The organism is uncultured Friedmanniella sp., assembly GCF_964244285.1.
GTDB lineage: Bacteria > Actinomycetota > Actinomycetes > Propionibacteriales > Propionibacteriaceae > Microlunatus.
Genome location: NZ_CAXTHT010000003.1, coordinates 268,438 through 287,939, shown reverse-complemented (window position 1 = coordinate 287,939; position 19,502 = coordinate 268,438). Strand labels below are relative to the sequence as shown.

The 19,502-nt window shown below is 71.1% G+C and carries 19 protein-coding genes; 7 read left to right on the top strand and 12 right to left on the bottom strand.

What is annotated here, in order from left to right:
• Window positions 1-31: 31 nt before the first annotated feature.
• The 3 genes from ACFE7W_RS09395 to ACFE7W_RS09385 form a co-directional block, all read right to left on the bottom strand.
• Entirely contained in the window at window positions 32-337 is a 306-nt protein-coding gene (locus tag ACFE7W_RS09395; protein WP_375424501.1) for an ester cyclase, read from the bottom strand.
• 15 nt (window positions 338-352) lie between these two features.
• Complete coding sequence (locus ACFE7W_RS09390) at window positions 353-1,012, bottom strand: hypothetical protein (protein ID WP_375424500.1); 660 nt, start codon at window positions 1,010-1,012, stop codon at window positions 353-355.
• Between the two features lie 89 nt (window positions 1,013-1,101).
• Window positions 1,102-2,097, bottom strand: coding sequence for a LacI family DNA-binding transcriptional regulator (locus tag ACFE7W_RS09385; RefSeq protein WP_375424499.1), 996 nt, complete (start codon window positions 2,095-2,097; stop codon window positions 1,102-1,104).
• A gap of 148 nt (window positions 2,098-2,245) precedes the next feature.
• Here ACFE7W_RS09385 and hisD (ACFE7W_RS09380) point away from each other — a divergent pair, with 148 nt between their 5' ends.
• Genes hisD (ACFE7W_RS09380) through ACFE7W_RS09370 form a run of 3 tightly spaced genes read left to right on the top strand, consistent with a single transcriptional unit; the run spans window position 2,246 to window position 5,116 of the window.
• Entirely contained in the window at window positions 2,246-3,577 is a 1,332-nt protein-coding gene (gene hisD / locus ACFE7W_RS09380) for a histidinol dehydrogenase (RefSeq protein ID WP_375424498.1), read from the top strand.
• A gap of 10 nt (window positions 3,578-3,587) precedes the next feature.
• Window positions 3,588-4,346, top strand: coding sequence for an SDR family NAD(P)-dependent oxidoreductase (locus ACFE7W_RS09375; RefSeq protein WP_375424497.1), 759 nt, complete (start codon window positions 3,588-3,590; stop codon window positions 4,344-4,346).
• Window positions 4,346-5,116 carry an HpcH/HpaI aldolase/citrate lyase family protein gene (locus tag ACFE7W_RS09370; protein WP_375424496.1) on the top strand — a complete coding sequence of 257 codons (771 nt, stop codon included), beginning with the start codon at window positions 4,346-4,348 and terminating at the stop codon, window positions 5,114-5,116. Before ACFE7W_RS09375 ends, ACFE7W_RS09370 begins: the two co-directional genes overlap by 1 nt.
• On the opposite strand, the gene ACFE7W_RS09365 is transcribed toward ACFE7W_RS09370, so the two are convergent.
• From ACFE7W_RS09365 to hisD (ACFE7W_RS09325), 9 genes are all read right to left on the bottom strand, one after another.
• Entirely contained in the window at window positions 5,106-5,870 is a 765-nt protein-coding gene (locus ACFE7W_RS09365; protein ID WP_375424495.1) for an ABC transporter permease, read from the bottom strand. The genes ACFE7W_RS09370 and ACFE7W_RS09365 overlap by 11 nt on opposite strands.
• A complete protein-coding gene (locus tag ACFE7W_RS09360) occupies window positions 5,867-6,673 on the bottom strand; it encodes an ABC transporter ATP-binding protein (protein ID WP_375424494.1) in 807 nt (268 codons plus the stop codon). The genes ACFE7W_RS09365 and ACFE7W_RS09360 overlap by 4 nt, the downstream gene beginning before the upstream one ends.
• The gene (locus ACFE7W_RS09355) at window positions 6,670-7,506 is read right to left on the bottom strand and encodes a pentapeptide repeat-containing protein (RefSeq protein ID WP_375424493.1); all 837 of its coding nucleotides are present in this window, start codon (window positions 7,504-7,506) and stop codon (window positions 6,670-6,672) included. The genes ACFE7W_RS09360 and ACFE7W_RS09355 overlap by 4 nt, the downstream gene beginning before the upstream one ends.
• A 28-nt stretch (window positions 7,507-7,534) precedes the next feature.
• Window positions 7,535-7,864: a PadR family transcriptional regulator gene (locus tag ACFE7W_RS09350; protein WP_375424492.1), complete on the bottom strand. Its 330-nt coding sequence runs from the start codon at window positions 7,862-7,864 to the stop codon at window positions 7,535-7,537.
• A gap of 70 nt (window positions 7,865-7,934) precedes the next feature.
• Window positions 7,935-8,597, bottom strand: a complete 663-nt coding sequence (locus tag ACFE7W_RS09345) for an alpha/beta fold hydrolase (protein ID WP_375424491.1) — start codon at window positions 8,595-8,597, stop codon at window positions 7,935-7,937.
• Entirely contained in the window at window positions 8,594-9,502 is a 909-nt protein-coding gene (locus ACFE7W_RS09340) for a carbohydrate ABC transporter permease (RefSeq protein WP_375424490.1), read from the bottom strand. Before ACFE7W_RS09340 ends, ACFE7W_RS09345 begins: the two co-directional genes overlap by 4 nt.
• A 300-nt stretch (window positions 9,503-9,802) precedes the next feature.
• Window positions 9,803-10,678, bottom strand: a complete 876-nt coding sequence (locus ACFE7W_RS09335; RefSeq protein ID WP_375424489.1) for a carbohydrate ABC transporter permease — start codon at window positions 10,676-10,678, stop codon at window positions 9,803-9,805.
• Between the two features lie 115 nt (window positions 10,679-10,793).
• Window positions 10,794-12,110 (bottom strand): ABC transporter substrate-binding protein, encoded by a 1,317-nt coding sequence (locus ACFE7W_RS09330; protein ID WP_375424488.1) that lies wholly within the window; start codon window positions 12,108-12,110, stop codon window positions 10,794-10,796.
• 94 nt (window positions 12,111-12,204) lie between these two features.
• Window positions 12,205-13,536, bottom strand: a complete 1,332-nt coding sequence (hisD, locus tag ACFE7W_RS09325; protein ID WP_375424487.1) for a histidinol dehydrogenase — start codon at window positions 13,534-13,536, stop codon at window positions 12,205-12,207.
• Between the two features lie 159 nt (window positions 13,537-13,695).
• Between hisD (ACFE7W_RS09325) and ACFE7W_RS09320 the strand changes: the two genes are divergently transcribed.
• From ACFE7W_RS09320 to ACFE7W_RS09305, 4 genes are all read left to right on the top strand, one after another.
• Entirely contained in the window at window positions 13,696-15,261 is a 1,566-nt protein-coding gene (locus ACFE7W_RS09320) for a molybdopterin-dependent oxidoreductase (RefSeq protein WP_375424486.1), read from the top strand.
• 14 nt (window positions 15,262-15,275) lie between these two features.
• Window positions 15,276-15,731 carry an NUDIX hydrolase gene (locus ACFE7W_RS09315; RefSeq protein ID WP_375424485.1) on the top strand — a complete coding sequence of 152 codons (456 nt, stop codon included), beginning with the start codon at window positions 15,276-15,278 and terminating at the stop codon, window positions 15,729-15,731.
• Between the two features lie 87 nt (window positions 15,732-15,818).
• Window positions 15,819-17,636: an EAL domain-containing protein gene (locus tag ACFE7W_RS09310; protein ID WP_375424484.1), complete on the top strand. Its 1,818-nt coding sequence runs from the start codon at window positions 15,819-15,821 to the stop codon at window positions 17,634-17,636.
• A complete protein-coding gene (locus tag ACFE7W_RS09305; protein WP_375424483.1) occupies window positions 17,633-19,483 on the top strand; it encodes an EAL domain-containing protein in 1,851 nt (616 codons plus the stop codon). The genes ACFE7W_RS09310 and ACFE7W_RS09305 overlap by 4 nt, the downstream gene beginning before the upstream one ends.
• Window positions 19,484-19,502: the final 19 nt, after the last annotated feature.

Below are 19,502 nucleotides of genomic sequence, written 5' to 3'. Positions count from 1 at the left end.
GTTCCTTTCGAGCACGTCGGGAAGAGGGACGTCAGTAGATGTTGGTGCTGTCGTACGGGGTGTCGCCGCGCTGGACGGCGATCTGGGTGCGGACGGCGATCTCGTCGTAGAGCCGGACCTCGCGGACGATCCGGCCGTCCTGGACGTGGAACTGCGAGACGCCGAGGATCTCCACCGGCGTGCCGGTCAGTGGGCCGAAGTCGGCGACGCCGTTGTAGAGGCCCTTGAACACCCAGGTGACGGCGATCCGGAGGCCGGCGTACCGCGGGTTGTCGTTGGCCGCCACGTCACGGATCTCGAAGTGCCCGGTCGGGAACGGCCGGAGCATGGTGAGCAAGGCGCGGCGGTAGTTCTAGGGGCGGATGTGGGTGCGGTAGCCGACCGTGTGCAGTGTGAGGTCGCGGACGACGTACTCCTCGACCACGCTGAGGTCACGGCCGTTCCACACGCGCTCGATCATCTCCAGCACGCGGCTGATCTCCGGCCGGGCGTCGTCGGGGCGGGGCCCGGAGTCGCCCACGGCCAGCACATCGGCCGGTGGGGCCTCGGTCATGCTGCCGGAGAAGCCGAGGTAGCCCTTCTGCCGCGCCACGTCGTCGGGGTCCTGGCCCAGCTGCAGGGCGATGGCTAGGGAGTCCCGGATCACCCACTCCTCCACCATCCGGCCGCGCCGGTAGAGGCAGTTGGCGATGGTCCGGTTGACCACCCCGGTCGCGGCGTCCACCGAGCGGATCAGGTGCGAGCTCAAGAAGGCGTCGTCCCCGCGCGCCTCCCACACGACGTCGTCGGCCTGGCCCACCCGGTCGGGCCCCGCCGCGATCCGCATCAGCGAGCCGGCGACGACCTCGTCGACGCCGACGGAGGTGCCGTACGCCCCGTGCACGATCGAGTCCGGCTCGTAGTTCTCGTAGATGAAGCCGATCGAACGGTTCACCCAGATGAGGTCGGTCACCTCGCGGATGAAGTCGTCCGGGTCCGCGTACGGCTGGTACGCGACCGGGTCCAACGGCATGGGTCCTCCTGGCTCGGGGTCGGGCGTGCGCTTGCAGTGTATGCGTATGCATTCATGGACCTCAAGGCCACCGTCCCCGGAGTGAGACCTCAGGGGGCGGTGGCCAGCGTGCCGCGCTCGACGAGCCGGCTGGCGAAGCGGACGTGGGTGAACGGCGCCTCGGGCTCCTCGATCCGGTCGACCAGCAGGCTGGCGGCCCGCCGGGCCATCGCGTCCAGGTCGAAGGCCACGGTGGTCAGCTGCAGCAACGGCCAGCGCGCCTCCGGCAGGTCGTCGAAGCCGACCACCGAGACGGCACCGGGGACGGCGAGGCCCAGCTCGCGGGCCGCGTTCAGCACGCCGTAGGCCACCACGTCGTTGCCGCAGACCACGACGGTGGGCGGGTCGTCGCGCTGCAGCAGGTGCCGGGCCCCGGCGTACCCGGTCTCGAAGTCGAACGGCCCGCGGTAGCTGAGCGCAGCGCCGATGGCCACCCCACCGACGGCGAGCGCCTCGCGCAGCGCGGTCTCCCGCTGCTCCGCCGTGCTGGTGTTGCGTGGGCCGAAGACGGCACCGACCCGCCGATGGCCCAGAGCGAGGATGCGTTCCGCGAGCTGGCTCAGACCGATCCCGGCGTCGACCTCGGCGGAGTCGGCCTCCACCGACTCCGCGACGCGGTTGAAGTAGACGAACGGGACCCCGCGGTCGCGTAGCCGGACCGGCAGCACCGAGTCCACCGTCGTGGTGGCCAGCAGCACCCCGTCCAGGCCCAGGGCCAGCAGCCGTTCGGCCACCCGGCCGCTGTCGGAGGACTCCGTCTGCAGCACCAGCTGGTAGTCCAGGGCCTCGAGCTCGCGGTGCATCGGGGCGATGATGTGGGGGTAGAACTGGTTCTCCAGGTCGGTCAGCAGCAGCCCGATCCGCCGGGTGCGGCCGCTGGAGAGCGCCCGGCCGGTCTCGCTGGGGACATAGCCCAGCGCGGAGGCGGCCTCCCGGACGCGGCGCTTGGTCTCCTCGGAGACCTTCGGGTTGTCCCGCAGCGCCCGCGACACCGTCGGCTGGCTGACCCCGGCCAGGCGCGCGACGTCGTGACTCGTGACCACCACGGCCACTCCTTCCGACGGCTGGGGGGCAGCATAGCCGCCGCCGGTCCGGCCGCCCTTGACCTGGCACCCAGCTTCGGGCTTAACTGTTGGCATACGTATGTAGGCGGGACTTCCGGGTGCCGTCGTCGTCGAGCCGAGGAGCCACGAGTTGCCCACCCAGCTGAAGACCGGACGGGCGAAGTCGTTCGCCGACACCAGCCAGGACGACGTCCGCGAGCGGGTGCAGGGCATCATCGCCGACATCCGCACCCGGGGCGACGTCGCCGTCCGCGAGTACGCGGAGACCTTCGACCGCTGGACCGACGCCGACTTCCGGCTGTCGCCCGAGCGGGTCCAGGAGATCATCGCCACCCTGCCGCAGCAGGTGATCGACGACATCTCACTTGTCCAGTCCCAGGTCCGGCACTTCGCCGAGGTGCAGCGCGCCTCCATGACCGACGTCGAGGTCGAGACGCTGCCCGGGGTCTTCCTCGGCCACCGGCACGTCCCGGTGCAGGCCGCGGGCGCGTACATCCCGGGCGGCAAGTACCCGCTGACGGCCTCCGCGCACATGACCATCGTCACCGCCAAGGTCGCCGGCGTTCCCCGCGTCGTGGCCTGCACGCCCCCCATCCGCGGCGAGATCCCCGCCGCCACCGTCGCGGCCATGCACCTGGCCGGCGCCGACGAGATCTGGATCCTCGGCGGGGTGCAGGCCGTGGCCGCGATGGCCGTCGGCACCGAGTCGATGGCTCGCGTCGACCTGATCGCCGGCCCCGGCAACGCCTACGTCGCCGAGGCCAAGCGGCAGCTGTTCGGCGAGGTCGGGATCGACCTGTTCGCCGGGCCGACGGAGATCCTGGTGGTCGCCGACGACGAGGCCGACCCATTCCTCGTCGCCGTCGACCTGCTCTCCCAGGCCGAGCACGGACCCGAGTCGCCCGCCGTCCTGGTCACGAACAGCGAGCGCGTGGCCCGCGAGGCGATGGCGCACGTCGAGCGGATCCTGCCCGGGATGCCCACCGCCGACTACGCCGGCCCGGCCTGGCGTGACTACGGCCAGGTGATCGTCACCGACGACCTCGACGAGGCCTACGCGGTCGCGGACTCCTTCGCCTCCGAGCACGTCCAGATCTTCACCGCCGAGCCCCGGCAGGCGCTGGAGAAGATGGTGCACTACGGCGCGCTCTTCCTGGGCGAGAACACCTGCGTCTCCTACGGCGACAAGGTGATCGGCACCAACCACGTGCTGCCGACGCTCGGTGCCGCGCGCTACACCGGTGGCCTCTGGGTCGGGAAGTACCTGCGGACGGCGACGTACCAGGAGATCCGGAACACCGACTCCAGCGGCGAGCTCGGCCGGGTCTGCGGTCGCGCCTCCCGCGTCGAGCTGTTCGAGGGCCACGCCCGCTCCGGTGACGCCCGCGCCGCCCGGCACCTGGGCGACCGGTTCGACTGGATCGACGCCGCCCTTGAGACCGAGCCCGCCGGCCAGGCGTGACGGGCCAGGCGTGAGCGGTCTGGTCGGCCGGACCGCCCTGGTCACCGGCGGCGGCAACGGGCTGGGCGCGGCCATCGCCCGCGCCCTGCACGCGCAGGGTGCGTCGGTGTTCCTGGCCGGCCGCCGGCCCCAGCCGCTGCAGCAGGTCTGCGCCGAGCTCGGTGAACGGGCCGGTTGGCGGGTCTGCGACGTGGCCGACCCGGCGTCCGTGGCGGCGCTGGCCGAGGCCCTGGCTGACGTCGAGGTCGACGTGCTGGTCAACAACGCCGGGGTGGCCGGGCCGGTGGCCCCGCTCACCGAGATCGGCGTCGAGGAGTGGAACGAGGTCTTCGACGTCAACGTCCGCGGCGTCTTCCTGGTCTGCCGGGCGTTCCTGCCCGCCATGGTGGCGCGCGGCCATGGCGACGTCATCAACCTCGCGTCCGTCTCCGGCAAGCGGCCGCTGGTCCGGCGGACCCCGTACGTGGCGTCCAAGATGGCCGTGATCGGGCTGACCTCGACGCTGGCCTTCGAGGTGGGTCCTGCCGGCGTCAACGTCAACACCCTCTCCCCCGGGCCGGTCGCCGGACCGCGGATGGAACGGAACTTCCGGCTGGAAGCCGAGCGCACCGGTGTCACCGAGGCCGCGGCCGAGGAGGCGTTCGTCTCCCGGGCGGCGTTGGGCCGGATGGTCACCGAGGACGAGGTGGGTGCCGCCGTGGTGGCCATGTTGGCGATGCCCGGCCTGTGCGGGGCCGACATCGACCTCTCGGCGGGCATGGTGGCCTGATGCGAAGCTCCCCGGCCCGTCCACCCCTCAAGGCTCGGCTGGCCGCCGGCGAACGGCTGCTCGGCGGCCTGCTGCGGCTGGGCAACGAGGAGCTCGTCGAGATGGTCGCAGTCAGCGGTTTCGACTTCGTGCTGCTGGACGCCGAGCACGGGCCGGCCGACGTCGGCGAGCTGCGCCGGCACCTGGTGCTGGCGCAGGTGCACAGCGTCCCGGTGCTGGTCCGGGTCGGTGGCCACGAACCGGCTCTGGTGCTGCGCGTCCTGGACGCCGGTGCCGAGGGCGTCGTCGCCCCGCACATCGACACTCCCGAGCAGGCAGCCGCGCTGGTGGCCTCGGCCCACTACCCGCCCTCCGGGCTGCGGGGCTTCGCCACCTACGGCCGGGCCGGACGCTTCGGCCTGGTCGACCCGGCCGAGCACGCCCGTGCCGCCGCCGACCAGACGTTGGTCTTCGGGATGATCGAGTCGCCCGCCGGGGTGACCGCCGCCGACGCCATCGCCCGCACGCCCGGTCTGGACGGGATCATGGTGGGCACCGCCGACCTGCGGGCGTCCAGCACGGTCGACGACCCCGACCCCGCTGACGCCCTGGCCAGCGTGCACCGGACGCTCGCCGCGACCGGCTGCCTGCGGATGGACATCGTCCTCGACCGCGGCCAGGCCCAGGCCTCGTTCGCCGCCGGCGCGCAGCTGGTGGTCTACAACCTCACCGCCACGGTGATGGCCCACCTCACCGACCTGTCGGCGGCGGAGCGGGACGTCAGCGCCTGATCCGGCGGCGGTAGGCCACCATGGCGAACGCGTAGCCGAGGACCAGCATCCCGACGCACCAGGCCAGGGCGACCCCGATCTCGCTGCCGACCGGCTGGCGGTCCAGCAGGGCCCGGATCGAGTTCACGATCGAGGTGACCGGCTGGTGCTCCGCGAACCACCGCACCGGACCCGGCATGGTGTCGGTGGGCACAAACGCCGAGCTCACGAACGGCAGGAAGACGATCGGGTAGGAGAAGGCCGTCGCGCCGTCGGTGGAGGACGCGGACAGGCCGGCGATCACGGCGACCCAGGTCAGGGCGAGGGTGACCAGGGCCAGGATCCCGGCGACCGCCAGCCAGGCCAGCGGTCCGGCCGAGGAGCGGAAGCCGACGACCAGCCCGACGCCGATGATCGCCACCACGGAGATCGCGTTGGACACCAGGGAGGTCAGCACGTGACCCCAGAGCACCGACGACCGGGCGATCGCCATCGAGTGGAACCGCTCGAAGATGCCGTTCTGGAGGTCCTGGTAGAGCCGGTAGGCGGTGTAGGAGATGCCGCTGGCGATCGCGATGAGCAGGATGCCGGGCAGCAGGTAGTTGACGTAGCGGTCGGTGCCCGCCTGGATCGCCCCGCCGAAGACGAAGACGAACAGCAGCAGGAACGCGATCGGCATGACCAGGACCGTGATGATCGTGTCCACGCTGCGGGTGACGTGGCGGACCGAGCGGCCGAGCATGATCCTGGTGTCGCCGAGCACCTGCGCACTCATCGCGTCTCCTCGCGGTTCCCGGTCTTCTGGCCGGTGTCTCGGTCGTGGCCCACCAGGGCCAGGAAGATCTCCTCCAGGCTGGGTTGGCGTTCCACGTACTCGACGGTCGCCGCGGGGAGCAGCCGCCGCAGCCCCGCCAGCGTGTCCGAGACGATGATCCGGCCCTGGTGCAGGATCGCGATCCGGTCGGCGAGGTGCTCGGCCTCGTCGAGGTACTGGGTGGTGAGCAGCACGGTGGTGCCGCGGTGGGCGAGGTCGCGGACCGACTGCCACACCTCGAGCCGGGCCTCGGGGTCGAGCCCGGTGGAGGGCTCGTCCAGGAACACGACCGGCGGGTCGCCGAGCAGGCTCATGGCAAGGTCCAGCCGCCGGCGCATCCCGCCCGAGTACGTCGACACCCGGCGGTCGGCCGCCTCGATGAGGCCGAACCGTGCCAGCAGCTCCCCGGCCGACCGGCGGGGTTCGGGGACCCGCCGCAGCCGGCCGATCATCACGAGGTTCTCCCGGCCGGTGAGGATCTCGTCCACCGCCGCGAACTGGCCGGTGAGACTGATCGAGCCCCGGACCTGCGCGGGCTGGGAGCTGACGTCGAAGCCGTTGACGATCGCGGTCCCCCGATCGGCGCTGAGCAGCGTGGACAGGATGCGGACGAGCGTGGTCTTGCCGGCGCCGTTCGAGCCCAGCAGGGCCACGATGCTGCCGCGGGCCACCTCGAGGTCGACGCCGCTCAGCACGGCGTGCTCGGCGTAGGACTTGTGCAGGGCGGTGACCCGGATGGCCACCTCGTCGAGCGTGGCGGTCATCGCTCCTCCTGCACCCGCGACAGGTCGGCGCCGAGGGCGCGCAGCAGCATGGAGGTCCGCCGGTCCATCCGGGCTCCGTCGAAGACGACCTTGCGGACCGGGGCGCTGAACGAGACGTCGCGCAGGGTCGACCCACGGAAGGCGGCCCCATTGAGCGCCGCGTCGTCGAAGCGGACGCCGGTGAAGGTCGCGTCCTCCCACGCCATCGCCCGCAGGTCCGAGCCGGAGAAGTCCACCCCGGTGAAGCTGCACCGCTCGAAGCTGACGTGCCTCACGTCGGTGCCGCGGAACCGGACGTCGGTGAGCGCGACGTCGACGAAGCGGACCCCGGCGAGCGAGGACTCGCTGAAGTCGGTGCCGGCCACGACGGACCGGACGAAGCTGGCGCGCGCCAGGTGGACGCCCTTGAAGCTCACGCCGGTCACGTCCGCGCCGTCGAACACGGCGTCGGACACGTCACTGCCGGCGAACGAGCTGCCCGTGAGGTCGGCGCCGGCGAAGCTCGCCCCGCGCAAGGCGCTGCCCGTGAAGCGCTGCTCGCGGACCGAGGTGCCGGCAAAGTCACCACCCCTCAGGTCGCTGTCGTGGACCTTGAGCACGAGCCGCTCGAGGGACTGGCCGAGGCTGGCGACCTCGCGCACGGTCCGCTCGATGTCACCGATGCTGTCCACGGTCGCCAGGTACGCGGTCTCGTCGTCCTTGCCCTGGGCCTGGAGGTCGCGGAAGCGATCCTGGAGGTCCGCGAGCAGGTCGGCCTTCAGGTCCTGGGCGCTCGTCACGCTCTCGTAGGACGCGAAGACGCGGTCGACGTAACGCTCCAGTCTGTCGGTCATCTCTGTCTCCTCACTGCGCTGTGCTGGTTCACAGCAGGGTGTCGAGCACGCGCTTCGCGTACTCCCAGTTGCTCTTGTTCGACTCGTAGGTCGCCCGACCGCGGTCGGTGATCCGGAAGTACTTGCGCCGTCCGCCCTGGGACTCATCCCCCCAGTACCAGGCGATGTCGCCCTCGGCCTCCAGGCGCCGGACGCTGGAGTACATGGTGGCTTCCTTGAGCTCGTAGTCCCCGCCCGAACGCTCGGCGACCAGCTTGACGATCTCGTAGCCGTAGCGGTCGGCCTCGGCCAGCAGCCGCAGCACCATCGTGTCGGTGTTGCCCCGCAGCAGATCGGACGTGATCTTGCTCGTGCTCATCGCGTACCTCCGGAGAGAACGCTACGTCCGGGTACTATGCCTGTCAAGGTAGTTGGCGTAACGCACGACCTCAGGCCAGCCACTGCCGGAGGTGCCCGCTCACCAGGACGGGCTGCTCGAGCGGGGAGAGGTGGGCGCAGCCGGGGAGGACCACCAGCTTGGCGCCGGGGACGAGGCGGGCGATCTCCTCGTGCCGCGCGACCGGGCAGAGACGGTCGTCGCCGGCGGCGATCACGAGGGTCGGGCAGCTGATCCGCGCGAGGCCCGGGCGCTCGTCGACCCGGGTGGCCTGCAGCCGCAGCTGGGCGTCGTAGCGGGCCTCACCGGTGTCGTCGGCCATGGCCAGCACGCGCTCGTGGAGGGTCGCGCGTTGCACGAGAAGGGGCAGCAGCGAGGTCTGGAGGCCGCGGGCCGAGCCGGCGGCCAGCGTCCGCCGCTGCTCGGCCCAGCCGGCGAGCTGCTCCGGCGTCGGTCCGTACGGGTTGGTGGACATCAGGCAGAGTCGGCTGACCCGCTCGGGCGCGCGGCGCACCAGGGCCATCGCCACGATCGCGCCCAGGGAAAGCCCGGCGAGCGCGAACCGTCGCGGCAGCGACGCCAGCAGCCGACCGACCTCGGCGTCGAGGTCCGGCTCCTCGAGCACCGGGGTCAGCGGCTCGGCGTCCAGGTCGAGGTCGGCCCACAGGTCGGCCGAGCAGCCCATCCCCGGCAGCAGGACGAGCGGCTCGCTCACCCCTTGACGGCGCCGGAGGCGAGGCCGGCGACGAGATACTTCTGGGCGATGAAGGCGATGCCGATCACCGGCAGGGTCAACAGCACGGTCGCCGCGGACGCCTGCTGCAGCAACGGCAGGTTCTGGCCGAGCTGGGTGGCGATGAAGACCGGCACGGTCTTCGACGAGGTGTCGGTGAGCACCGCCGCCGTCAGGTACTCCTGGAAAGCGAACAGGAACACGAAGATGCCGGCCGTCAGGATGCCCGGACCCATCAGCGGGACCATGATGCGGGTCAGCACGCCCACCCGGGTGCAGCCGTCGACCATCGCCGCCTCGTCCAGCTCCTTCGGGATGTCGGCGAAGAAGTTGCGCAGCAGCCAGATCGTGAACGGCTGGTTGATGATGATCAAGGCCCCGGCCATGGCGTAGGTGGTGTCGTAGATCCCCAGGCTCCGGGTGATGTCGTACATCGGCAGCACGACGGCGAACCGCGGCAGGGCCCGGAAGACCAGGGCCAGCACCAGCAGGGCGACCGAGGCGACCCCGCCGTAGCGCGACAGCGCGTACGCACACGGCACGCCGATGACCAGCGCCACCAGGGTGCTGATCACCGCGACCACGAGGGTGTTGGTCAGGTAGAGGTAGAAGTCGGTGGTCTGCCACAGGTCCACGTAGGCAGTGAAGGTCGGCGTGTAGCGGAACACCGGGGGGTTGGCGAAGGCGACGTCGGTGGGCTTGGTGCTCGACAGCGCCGCCCACAGGAACGGGAACACCATCAGTACACAGGTGATGGTCAGCAGGATCCCCGAGACCACGGCGACCCGGGACGAGCGCAGCCGCGGGCGCGGCTGGCTGACGTCGTCCGCGACCGCCACGGCGGGCCGCGAGGAGCGGGTGTCGGAGGCCGGGATCTCAACGGTCATGGGCGGAGCCTCTCGGGAGTGAGGAGCGGTTCCGGACGACGCGCCATACTGGCGCCGCGCAGGACACCGTCGTCCGGAACCGGGACGAATGAGCGAGATCGGGCGGAGCCCATGACCGCGGAGCGCGGAGCGCGACCATCGAGCACGGTCATGGGCGGAGCCTCTCGGGAGTGAGGAGCGGTTCCGGACGACGCGCCATACTGGCGCCGCGCAGGACACCGTCGTCCGGAACCGGGACGAACGAGCGAGATCGGGCGGAGCCCAGGACCGCCGAGCGCGGAGCGCGACCATCCACACAGTTCATGCACGGGCCTCTTTCACGATGCTGCGGATGGAGGGGAACAGCAGGATCAGGATGAGGATGATCGTGAGCACGCTGACCGCGCTGCCGAGGCCCAGGTTGCGCGAGGCCTCGCTGAAGGCGATCCGGTAGATGTAGACCATCAACGACTCGTTGCCGTTGGTCAGCGACTGAGGCGCCAGGGGTATCAGCGAGTCGAAGACGCGGATGACGTCCATGGTCAAGATCAAGACCACGAAGCCCAGCACGCCACGGATGCTCGGGATGATCACGAACAGGTGCCGTTGCAGGGGCGAGGCGCCGTCGATCTCGGCCGCCTCCATCATCTCCGCCGAGACGCCTTGCAGTCCGGCCAAGATCAACAGCATCGCGAAGGGCAGCATGAACCAGATGATGTTCAGCCCGATGATCAACCGGTTGGGCCAGGTGGCGGTGAACCAGAGCGGCTCACCGAAGGCCCCGCCGCTGACCGCGTTGAGCAGGTAGTTGACGATGCCGCCGAAGTTGGAGTCGAAGAGCCAGGAGAAGGCGACGGCCCCGACCACCTGCGGGGAGACGTAGGAGATGAGCAGGATGCCCAGCACGAAGGGCCGCATCCGACCGAGCCGGTTCACCAGCGTGGCCAGGATGTAGCCGAGGACGATACAGACCGCACCGACGGTCACGGTCAGGGCGACGGTGAACGCCACCGCATGCCCCAGCCGCGGATCGCTCAGCGCCGTCCGGTAGTTCGCCCACCCGATGAAGCTGCCGGCCTCGCCGTAGTTGACCTTCTCGAAGCTCCACCGCAACGTCCGGTAGAGGGGCACCAGCATGAAACCGAACATCACCACCACGCTCGGTGCGACCAGCGCCCAGAACTGCCGTCGTTTCATGGCATCGCTTCCTCGTCAGGTGGTGGTCGCAGGGGCCGGGGTGGTCCGTGACCGGGAACGGCAGTTGACGGTCGGGCGGGGTGGGGGCCCGAGCACGGACCCCCACCCCGGCCACCTACTTCTGAGCAGCCATGACCTTCTCGGCCGCGGCCTGCATCTGCTGCTGCGCTGTGGGCACGTCGATCTTGCCGGCCATGTAGTTGGCCAGCACCGGCCGGATGGCCTCGCTCACCGCCGGCACGTAGGGCTGGATCTCCTTCGTCGGGCCCTTGGCCAGCGACTCCTTCGCCGCCGCCGCGTACGGCGACGAGCTCTGGTCGACGGTCGTCCGAGCCGGGAAGGCGGCCGGCACCGAGGCCTGGGAGGCCTCCTTGCTCACCGAGGCGGCCAACAGCTGGAAGAGCAGGTCCTTGTCGACCTTGGTGTTGAACGGGATGGACCAGCCGTCGGTGGAGACCGTGCTGTAGGCCTTGCCGCCCTTGAACACCGCGGGCGGGGCCGCGAAGGCGAACTTGTCGTACAGCTTGGTGTTCTTCTGGTTGACCATGTCGCTCATCCGGCCGGAGAACATGATCCCGACCGCGGCCTTGCCGTTGTACAGCTGCTGCTGGACCTTGGGCTGGTCGAAGGTCGTGACCTGTGGGTCCATGTAGGGCAGCAGCGACGTGAGCTGCTCCAGCGCCTTCGCCGTCGGCTCTTGGTCGAAGTTCGGCTTCTTGGTGTCCGGGTTGACGAAGAAGGCGCTGTCCTGGGAGCCGAGGGTGGCGGCGAACGCGGTGTCGAGGTCGGCGGTGCTGAGCAGGGGCAGTGCGATCGGGTACTTCATCCCTTCGGCGTCCTGCAGCTTCTTCGCGTCGGTCCGCAGCTCCTCGAAGGTGGTTGGCGGGGTCAGGCCGGACTTGTCGAACAGGTCCTTGCGGTAGACCATCGTCAGCAGCTGGGACTGCATCGGCAGCCCGTAGATCTTGCCGTCGTAGGTCATGGACTTCACGGTGTTCGGGTCCAGCTCGCCGAGGGTGTACTTGTCCTTGTACTTGGCGAACAGGTCGTCCAGGGGCGCCAGCTTGCCGCGCGAGGCCAGGTCCGGAATCGCGTACGTGTAGGTCTCGACGACGTCGTAGGTCCCGGAGTCCCCTGCCAGCGTGGCGGTGGTCTTCTCCAGCTGGCCCGCGAAGTCGATCGGGTCGTGCTTGACCGTCAGGTTGTCGTGGGTGCAGCTGGAGACCATGGTGTTGGAGAACGGGTCAACGGCCGAGGAGTTGTAGGCCAGGACGTTGACCGTCGTCGGCGAGGCCGGGTTGGTGAAGTCGCAGGCGACCTTCGTGGCGGTCGCCGCCCCGGTACGCGATCCCGCACCGCATGCGGTGAGGCCGACCAGGGAGATGGAGAGCAGGCCGACGGCCAGCAGACGGAACGGGCGGGGAACGGGCATGGGACCTCTTCTTCGGCGGGTGGTGAACGAGCGGAGCGGGGTCGAACGAGCGGGGTCGAGCTAAGCCGGCACAGCAATCAGGTATACGTATGCGTCACGTAGGGTCGGCGGCGATCAGGTCGAGGCGCAGCTGGGCGCTGTCGCGGTGGCCCGGCATGCCCTCGAAGTCGGCGATCGTGACCACCGGGCCGGCCTGGGCCCCGGTGGCCGCACGGGTGGCCCTCTGGTAGGTCAGCTGCTTCAGGTAGCCGGTCACCGACAGGCCTGCGGTGTACCGGGCGCCGCGGGCGGTCGGCAACACGTGGTTGGTACCGGACATGCCCTTGTCGGCGTACGCGACAGTGGACCACTCGCCCAGGAACAGCGAGCCGTAGTTCCGCAGGTTGTCCAGGTAGAAGTCGGGGTCGGCGGTCAGGATCTCCAGGTGCTCCGGCGCCAGCAGGTCCATGATCTCGATCGCCGTCTTGGCCGAGTCGGCCACGTAGATCGAGCCCCAGTCACCCCAGGCCGCGCCGGCGATCTCGCGGGTGGCCAGGCCCTCGAGCTGGCGGGCGACCTCGATCTCCACCGCGGCGGCGAGGGACTCCGACGTGGTGACCAGGCAGGCCGGGGTGGTGGGCCCGTGCTCGGCCTGAGCGAGGAGGTCGGCGGCGACCATGGCGGCGGACGCGGTCTCGTCGGCGATGACGGCGACCTCGGACGGTCCGGCGAGGACGTCAATGCCGACTTTCCCGTACAACTGACGCTTGGCCTCGGCCACGTACGCGTTTCCCGCACCGACGATCATGTCGGCGGCCACACCGTCGAGCAGCCCGAAGGCCATCGCGGCGAGCGCCTGGACCCCGCCGAGGGCGAAGATGCGCTCAGCCCCGGAGGCCCGCGCGGCGTAGAGGACGGCGGGGTGGGCGGTGCCCTGGTGGGAGGGCGGCGTGGCCGAGACGACGTTCGGCACCCCGGCGGCGCGGGCGACGCCGATGGTCATGAAGGCGCTGGCCAGCAGGGGGAAGCGGCCGGCGGGCAGGTAGGCGCCGACGTTGCCCACCGGCACGTACTTCTGGCCGCAGACCACCCCCGGGATGACCTCGTCCTCGAAGTCGGTCAGGTGGGCACGCTGCATCCCCGCGAACCGCCGGGTGCGTTCGGCGCCGGCGTCCAGAGCGGCCTGCAGGTCCACCGGCAGCCCGGAGGTGAGCGCCTCGACCGAGTCGGACGGGATCTCGAAGTCCTCTCCGCCCGTCCAGCCGTCCAGACGCTCGGCGTAGCGCCGGACGCCCGCGAGGCCTGTGTGCTCGATCTCGCTCAGCATGGTCGAGACAGTCGCGATCACCTGCGGATCCGACTGGGCGGCCACGTCCGGCCGGTTCGGCTCACGAACCACGGAGAACGTCCCCGAGACCCGGTTCTTGTCCGCTGGCGTCAGGTGCATACGTATAACATAGGGATCCCGGCCCGGGTTTGGCAATCGTTCCGGGGTCGGTCGTGTGACGAGCACGTTCCGGTTGTGCCGCGACCGCTGCGAGCGAGGTCAAGTGACCTCACGCGTCGTTCGGCGTCGCTGGTTCCCCGCGGGGAGCAATATGGATGTATGCACCAGCGCGCCTCGTCCGCCGCCACCGCGGGCACCCGTACCGCCCGCCGTTGGGCCTGGCTGGCGGGCCTGGTCGCGGGGGTGGCGGGGCTGGGTCTGGCGAACCTCGCCGCCTGGCTGACCGGCCCGGCCGGCTCCCCGGTCTCGGCCGTCGGCGAGCTGATCATCGCCCATCTGCCCGCAGCGCTCGTCAACTTCGGCAAGGACACCCTCGGGACCGCAGACAAGCCCATCCTGCTGGTGATCATCACCGCGGGGGTGCTGGTTCTCTGTGCCCTCGCCGGGCAGGCCGAGTACCGGCGGCGGCTGGGCGGCGCGGCGGTCTTCGCCCTCGTCGCGGTGATCGGCCTGCTGGCGGTCGGGACGCGCGCGAACGGCGAGCTGACCGCCTTCCTGCCCACCGTGATCGGGATGGTCTTCGGCTACCTGCTGCTGCGCTCCCTGGTGGAACGGCTGGCGCTGTGGCGGTCTCCGAGCACCCGCACGGCCGAGGCCGGACCACGGTCGGTCGAGCGCCGCAGCTTCCTGCGCTGGACGGCGGTGGCCGGCGGGCTGGCCGTGGTGGCGGCCGTGGCCGGGCAGGCGCTGGTCAGCGCGGCCAACCGGGTCAGCGCGGCGCGGGAGGCGATCCGGCTGCCCGCGACCACCAAACCGGCGCCCGTACCGGCGGGAGCGGACTTCGGCATCGAGGGCCTGAGCCCGTACCTGACCGCCAACGACGACTTCTACCGGATCGACACCGCGCTGCAGGTTCCCGTGATCGACCCGGCCGACTGGAGCCTCTCGATCACGGGCATGGTGGAGACGCCGGTGACGATCAGCTACGCCGAGCTGACCGCCCTGCCTCTGGTCGAGCACGTGACCACCCTGACCTGCGTCTCGAACACCGTCGGCGGCGACCTGATCGGCAACGCCCGCTGGCTGGGCTACCCGATCCGGGACCTCCTCGCCCGGGCCAAGCCAACGGCCGGCGCGGACATGGTGCTCTCGACCAGTCAGGACGGGTTCACCGCCGGCAGCCCGCTCAGCGCCCTCACCGACCCGGACCGGGAGGCGCTGCTGGCCGTCGGGATGAACGGCGACCCGCTGCCGCTGGAGCACGGTTTCCCGGTGCGGATGGTGGTGCCCGGGCTGTACGGCTACGTCTCGGCCACGAAGTGGGTGACCCAGCTGAAGGTCACCACCTTCGCCGCCGACCAGGGCTACTGGACCCCATTGGGCTGGTCGGCCAAGGGTCCGGTCAAGCTCGCCTCGCGGATCGACGTCCCCCGGCGGAAGGTGTCGGCGGGCCCTGTCGTGGTGGCTGGTGTCGCGTGGGCCCAGCACGACGGCATCAGCAGGGTCGAGGTCGGCGTCGACGGTGAGTGGCACGAGGCCCAGCTGGCCGAGGTCACCAGCACCGACACCTGGCGGCAGTGGAAGTACGACTGGATGGCCATGAGCGGCGACCACACGCTGACCGTCCGCGCCTACGACACCGAGGGCAACCTGCAGATCGCCGCCGAGGCACCCCCCGCGCCCGACGGGGCCACCGGCTACCACTCCCTCAAGGTCTCCGTCTGACTCCGGGCCGAGGGGTGCAGGAGCGCAGGGCCGGCCGCGTCCTGGCCGTGCACGGGGACGCGGTGCTCCTGCTGCGGGGCTGCGACCCCGCCCGACCGCAGGACGGTAGCTGGTGGTTCACCGTCGGCGGAGGATGTGAGAACGGGGAGTCGACCGCCGACGCCGCCCGCCGGGAGGCTTTCGAGGAAGCCGGACTCGTGCTGCCGGCCGACCTGGGGCCGGTGGTGCTGCACCGGACGGCCGAGTTCGACTTCGAGGGCGGGCGCTTCCGGCAGTCCGAAGACTTCTACCTGGCCCGCGTGGACTCCGACACCGTCGACACCTCCGGCTGGACCGACGTCGAGCAGCGCTCGGTCTCGGCGTACCGGTGGTGGTCGCTGGCCGAGCTCGCCGTCACGGCCGAGATCGTGTTCCCGGAGAACCTGTGCGCTCTGCTGACTGACCTGATCGGTCCCCAGCCCCTATCCTGATCGGGCAACCGCGGGGTGAGGGAGCTGCGCACCGGCCCCGGTGCGTCGGAGTGGTCCGGAGGTCTGGACCTCGACGAACGGAGTTGCATGTCCACTCTCACCACCGACGAGATGGCCGTCCTGGCCATGAGCGCGATGACCTTCGACCAGGCGTCGGAGAAGGTGCTGGACTACCTGAACCAGCTGTTGCCGCTGAACTTCTGGTCGGTCACCGAATACGACCGCGACGGGGACCGGCAGGTCTACCTGCACGTGCGCGACCAGCAGGGAAAGTACGGGGACGGCGACTTCATCGCCTGGTCGGAGTCGTTCTGCCAGCACATGGTCACCGGGGCGGCACCCATGGTCGCCCCCGACGCGATGGCCGTCCCCCAGTACGCGGCGGTCGAGCGGGCCCACCACCTCGACATCGGCGCCTACGTCGGGGTCCCGATCCAGGCCGGGAACGGGACCCTGTTCGGCACGCTCTGCGGCACCGACCCCGAGATCTATCCGGCCCACCTGCTGGAGCAGCACGCACCTCTGCTGGGTCTGCTGGCCAGCCTCCTCGGTCAGATCCTCCTCGGGCACCGGCTGCAGGCCGAGGCCGAGGCCCGGGCGGCGACCCTGCGGTGGCGAGCCTTCCACGACGAGCTGACGGGCCTGCCCAACCGGGCGCTCTTCAACGACCGGCTGGCCCATGCGCTCGACCTGCACCAGCGCGACCACCGGCCGCTGGCGGTGCTGACCCTGGACGTCGACGACTTCAAGGCCGTCAACGACACCTTCGGCCACGCCGGCGGCGACGAGCTGCTGGTCCGGCTGGCCGAACGCCTGCGCGGGGTCGTCCGCTCCGGCGACACGCTGGCCCGGCTCGGCGGGGACGAGTTCGCCGTGCTCCTCGAGCAGGGGAGCTTCGAGCAGCAGCCGGGGCCTCCGACGGCGGTGGCGGACCGGATGCTGGAGGCGCTCGGCGAACCGTTCCTGCTCCACGGTCAGCGGGTGGACGTCGGGCTGAGCGTGGGGGTCGCCGCTCTCGACGCCGAGACGGGCGCGGCGAGCGCCGCCGCGCTGCTCACCCACGCCGATGTCGCGCTCTACGCCGCCAAGCGCTCGGGCAAGTCCCGCGCCGCGACGTACGACGCGGAGATGCAGCTGCCGGAGGCGCGCGACCTCCGGATGCGGGAGCCCCTCCGCGCGGCCATTGCGGGTCGACAGGTCCAGGCCTACTACGAACCCGTCGTCGCCCTGGACACCCTGCTGATCGACGGCCTGGACTGCCTGGCCCGCTGGAGCCACGAGGGGACACCGGTCGACCCGGAGTTCTTCATCCCGCTGGCCGCCCGGAGCAACCTGCTGCCGGCCCTGACCGCGTCGATGGTCGAGCAGACCTGCAGCCAGCTGCGGCGCTGGCAGGACCAGGGCCACCACCGGCTGCGGGTCGCCGTGGACGTCCCGCCGGGCTTGTTGACCGACCGGACCTTTCCCGCGCGGATTGCCGCTCAGGTCCGCCAGGCCCGGCTGCACCCGCGCAGCCTCGTGCTCGAGATCACCGAGGAAGCGCTGGTCGGCGACCTCGAGACCGCCCAGACGGTGGCCGAGCAGCTGCACGACGCCGGCTTCCAGCTGGCGCTGGACGACTTCGGCACCGGGTACTCCTCACTGCTGCACCTGCGCTCGGTCCCGCTCGACGCCGTGAAGATCGACCGCGGCTTCGTCGCCGACGTGGACACCAACCCGCGGACGCAGCGGTTCCTGCAGGCGCTGCTGGCGCTCGGCCATGACCTCGGCCTGCGGGTGGTCGTGGAGGGGGTGGAGCGCGAGAGCCAGGCCGAGGTGCTGCGCGACCTCGGCGCGACCTACGCCCAGGGCCAGCTGTTCGCCCGGCCGTTGCCGGCCGACGAGGTCGATCTGTCGGCGGCGTGAGCGGGTCCTCCGTGGTGGGGCCGCGCGCCGGGTTGGCGGGCATCACTCCGCAGATGCCGTTCAACCAGGCGTGCGAGGCGGTCCTGGACCACCTCGAGGCCACCATCCCGCTGGGCCTCTGGATGGTCAGCTTCTACGATGCCGAACGGGATCGGCAGGTCTACGTGCACCTGCACGACAACGCCTACGGGCTCGAGCCGGGCGACTCGCACTCGTGGTCGGGAGAGTCCTTCTGCCAGTACGCGGTCACCGGGGATGCCCCGCAGATCGCGCCGGACGCGATGGCTGTCCCGCTGTACGCGGCGGCCGGTGCCGTCCGCACGCACGACATCGGCGCGTATGTCGGCATCCCGATCCAGGGGGGTAGCGGACGGCTCTACGGCACCATCTGTGGTCTCGACCCCGAGGCCCAGCCGGCCAGCATGACCGAGCACGAGCACGAGCTCCAGTCGCTGGCCGGCGTCCTCGGGGAGATCCTGGCCCGCGAGCGGTTGCAGGCCGAGGCCGACGCCCGCGACGTCGCCCGGACCTGGCGGTCGCTGCACGACCAGCTGACCGGCCTGCCTACCCGGACGTTCTTCGCCGAACGGCTCGGCCACAAGCTGGGGCTCAGGCACGTCGACTTCCGGCCACTGGCCGTGATGATCCTGGACGTCGACGACTTCCGCGGCGTGAACGAGTCGTTGGGTCCCGCGCTCGCCGACCGGCTCCTGGTGGCCGTGGCGGAGCGGCTGCGGCTCGTCCTGCCGGCGAGCGACACGGTGGCCCGGATCGCCGCCGACGAGTTCGCCATCCTGGTCGAGCGGGACGACCTGACCGAATACCGGCCGGCCGCCGCGGTCCTGGCCGAGCGGCTCGTTGCCGCCCTCGGCGAGCCCTACGACCTGGCCGGGACGGCGGCGCGGGTCAGCGTGAGCGTCGGCGTGGCGCCGGTGGAGCCGGCCGACCGCTCCTTCAGCGCCGGCGCCCTGCTGGCCCGCGCGGACGTCGCGCTGCACACCGCGAAGCGGACCGGTCGAGGGCGGGTGTCGGTCCACCGCTCGGCCATGCGGTTGGCGGAGACCCACGACCTGCAGCTGCGGGAACCGCTCAGGCACGCGATCGCCGACCACCAGATCGGCGCCGCCTACCAGCCGATCCGGCACCTGGCGACCGGCCGGCTCACGGGAGTGGAGTGCCTGGCCCGCTGGCAGCACGGGCGGGCCCACATCAGCCCGGAGGTCTTCGTGCCACTCGCCCTGCGCAGCGGTCAGATGGGCAGCCTGACCGATCTGGTGCTCGACCTCGGGTGCGGGCAGATCGCCGGCTGGCCCTCGTCCGGGGGACGGGAGCCGCGGGTCGCCGTGCACGTGTCGGCTCCGCAGCTGAGCGACCTCACCTTCCCGGACCGCGTCTCCGCGGCGCTGGAGCGGCACGGACTGGACCACACCCGCCTGACGCTGGAGATCACCGAGGACGCGCTGCTGAGCGACCTGGACTCGGCGAGGCGCGTCTGCCTTCGGCTGGTCGAGGCCGGCGTGGGACTGTCGCTGGAGGACTTCGGGGCCGGCCACTCCTCGCTGGAGCACCTGCAGTCCATCACTCTCGAGTCGGTGAAGATCAGCCCGGGCTTCACCCGGGCGGTCGACTCGAGCCCGGTCGCCCGCCGGTTCGTGGCCGGGCTGGTCACGCTGGGTCGCGACCTCGGGCTGGACGTGGTCGTGGAGGGCGTCGAACGGGCCAGCCAGGCCGAGACGCTGGCCGGCCTGGGGGCGACCCACGGGCAGGGCTACCTCTACGGGCCGGCCGTCCCCGGCGCACAGGTCGACCTGTCGCTCGTTCTTGGGCCGGACCCCAGCCCGGCCTGAGGGGGAGCCCGCCGGGTCG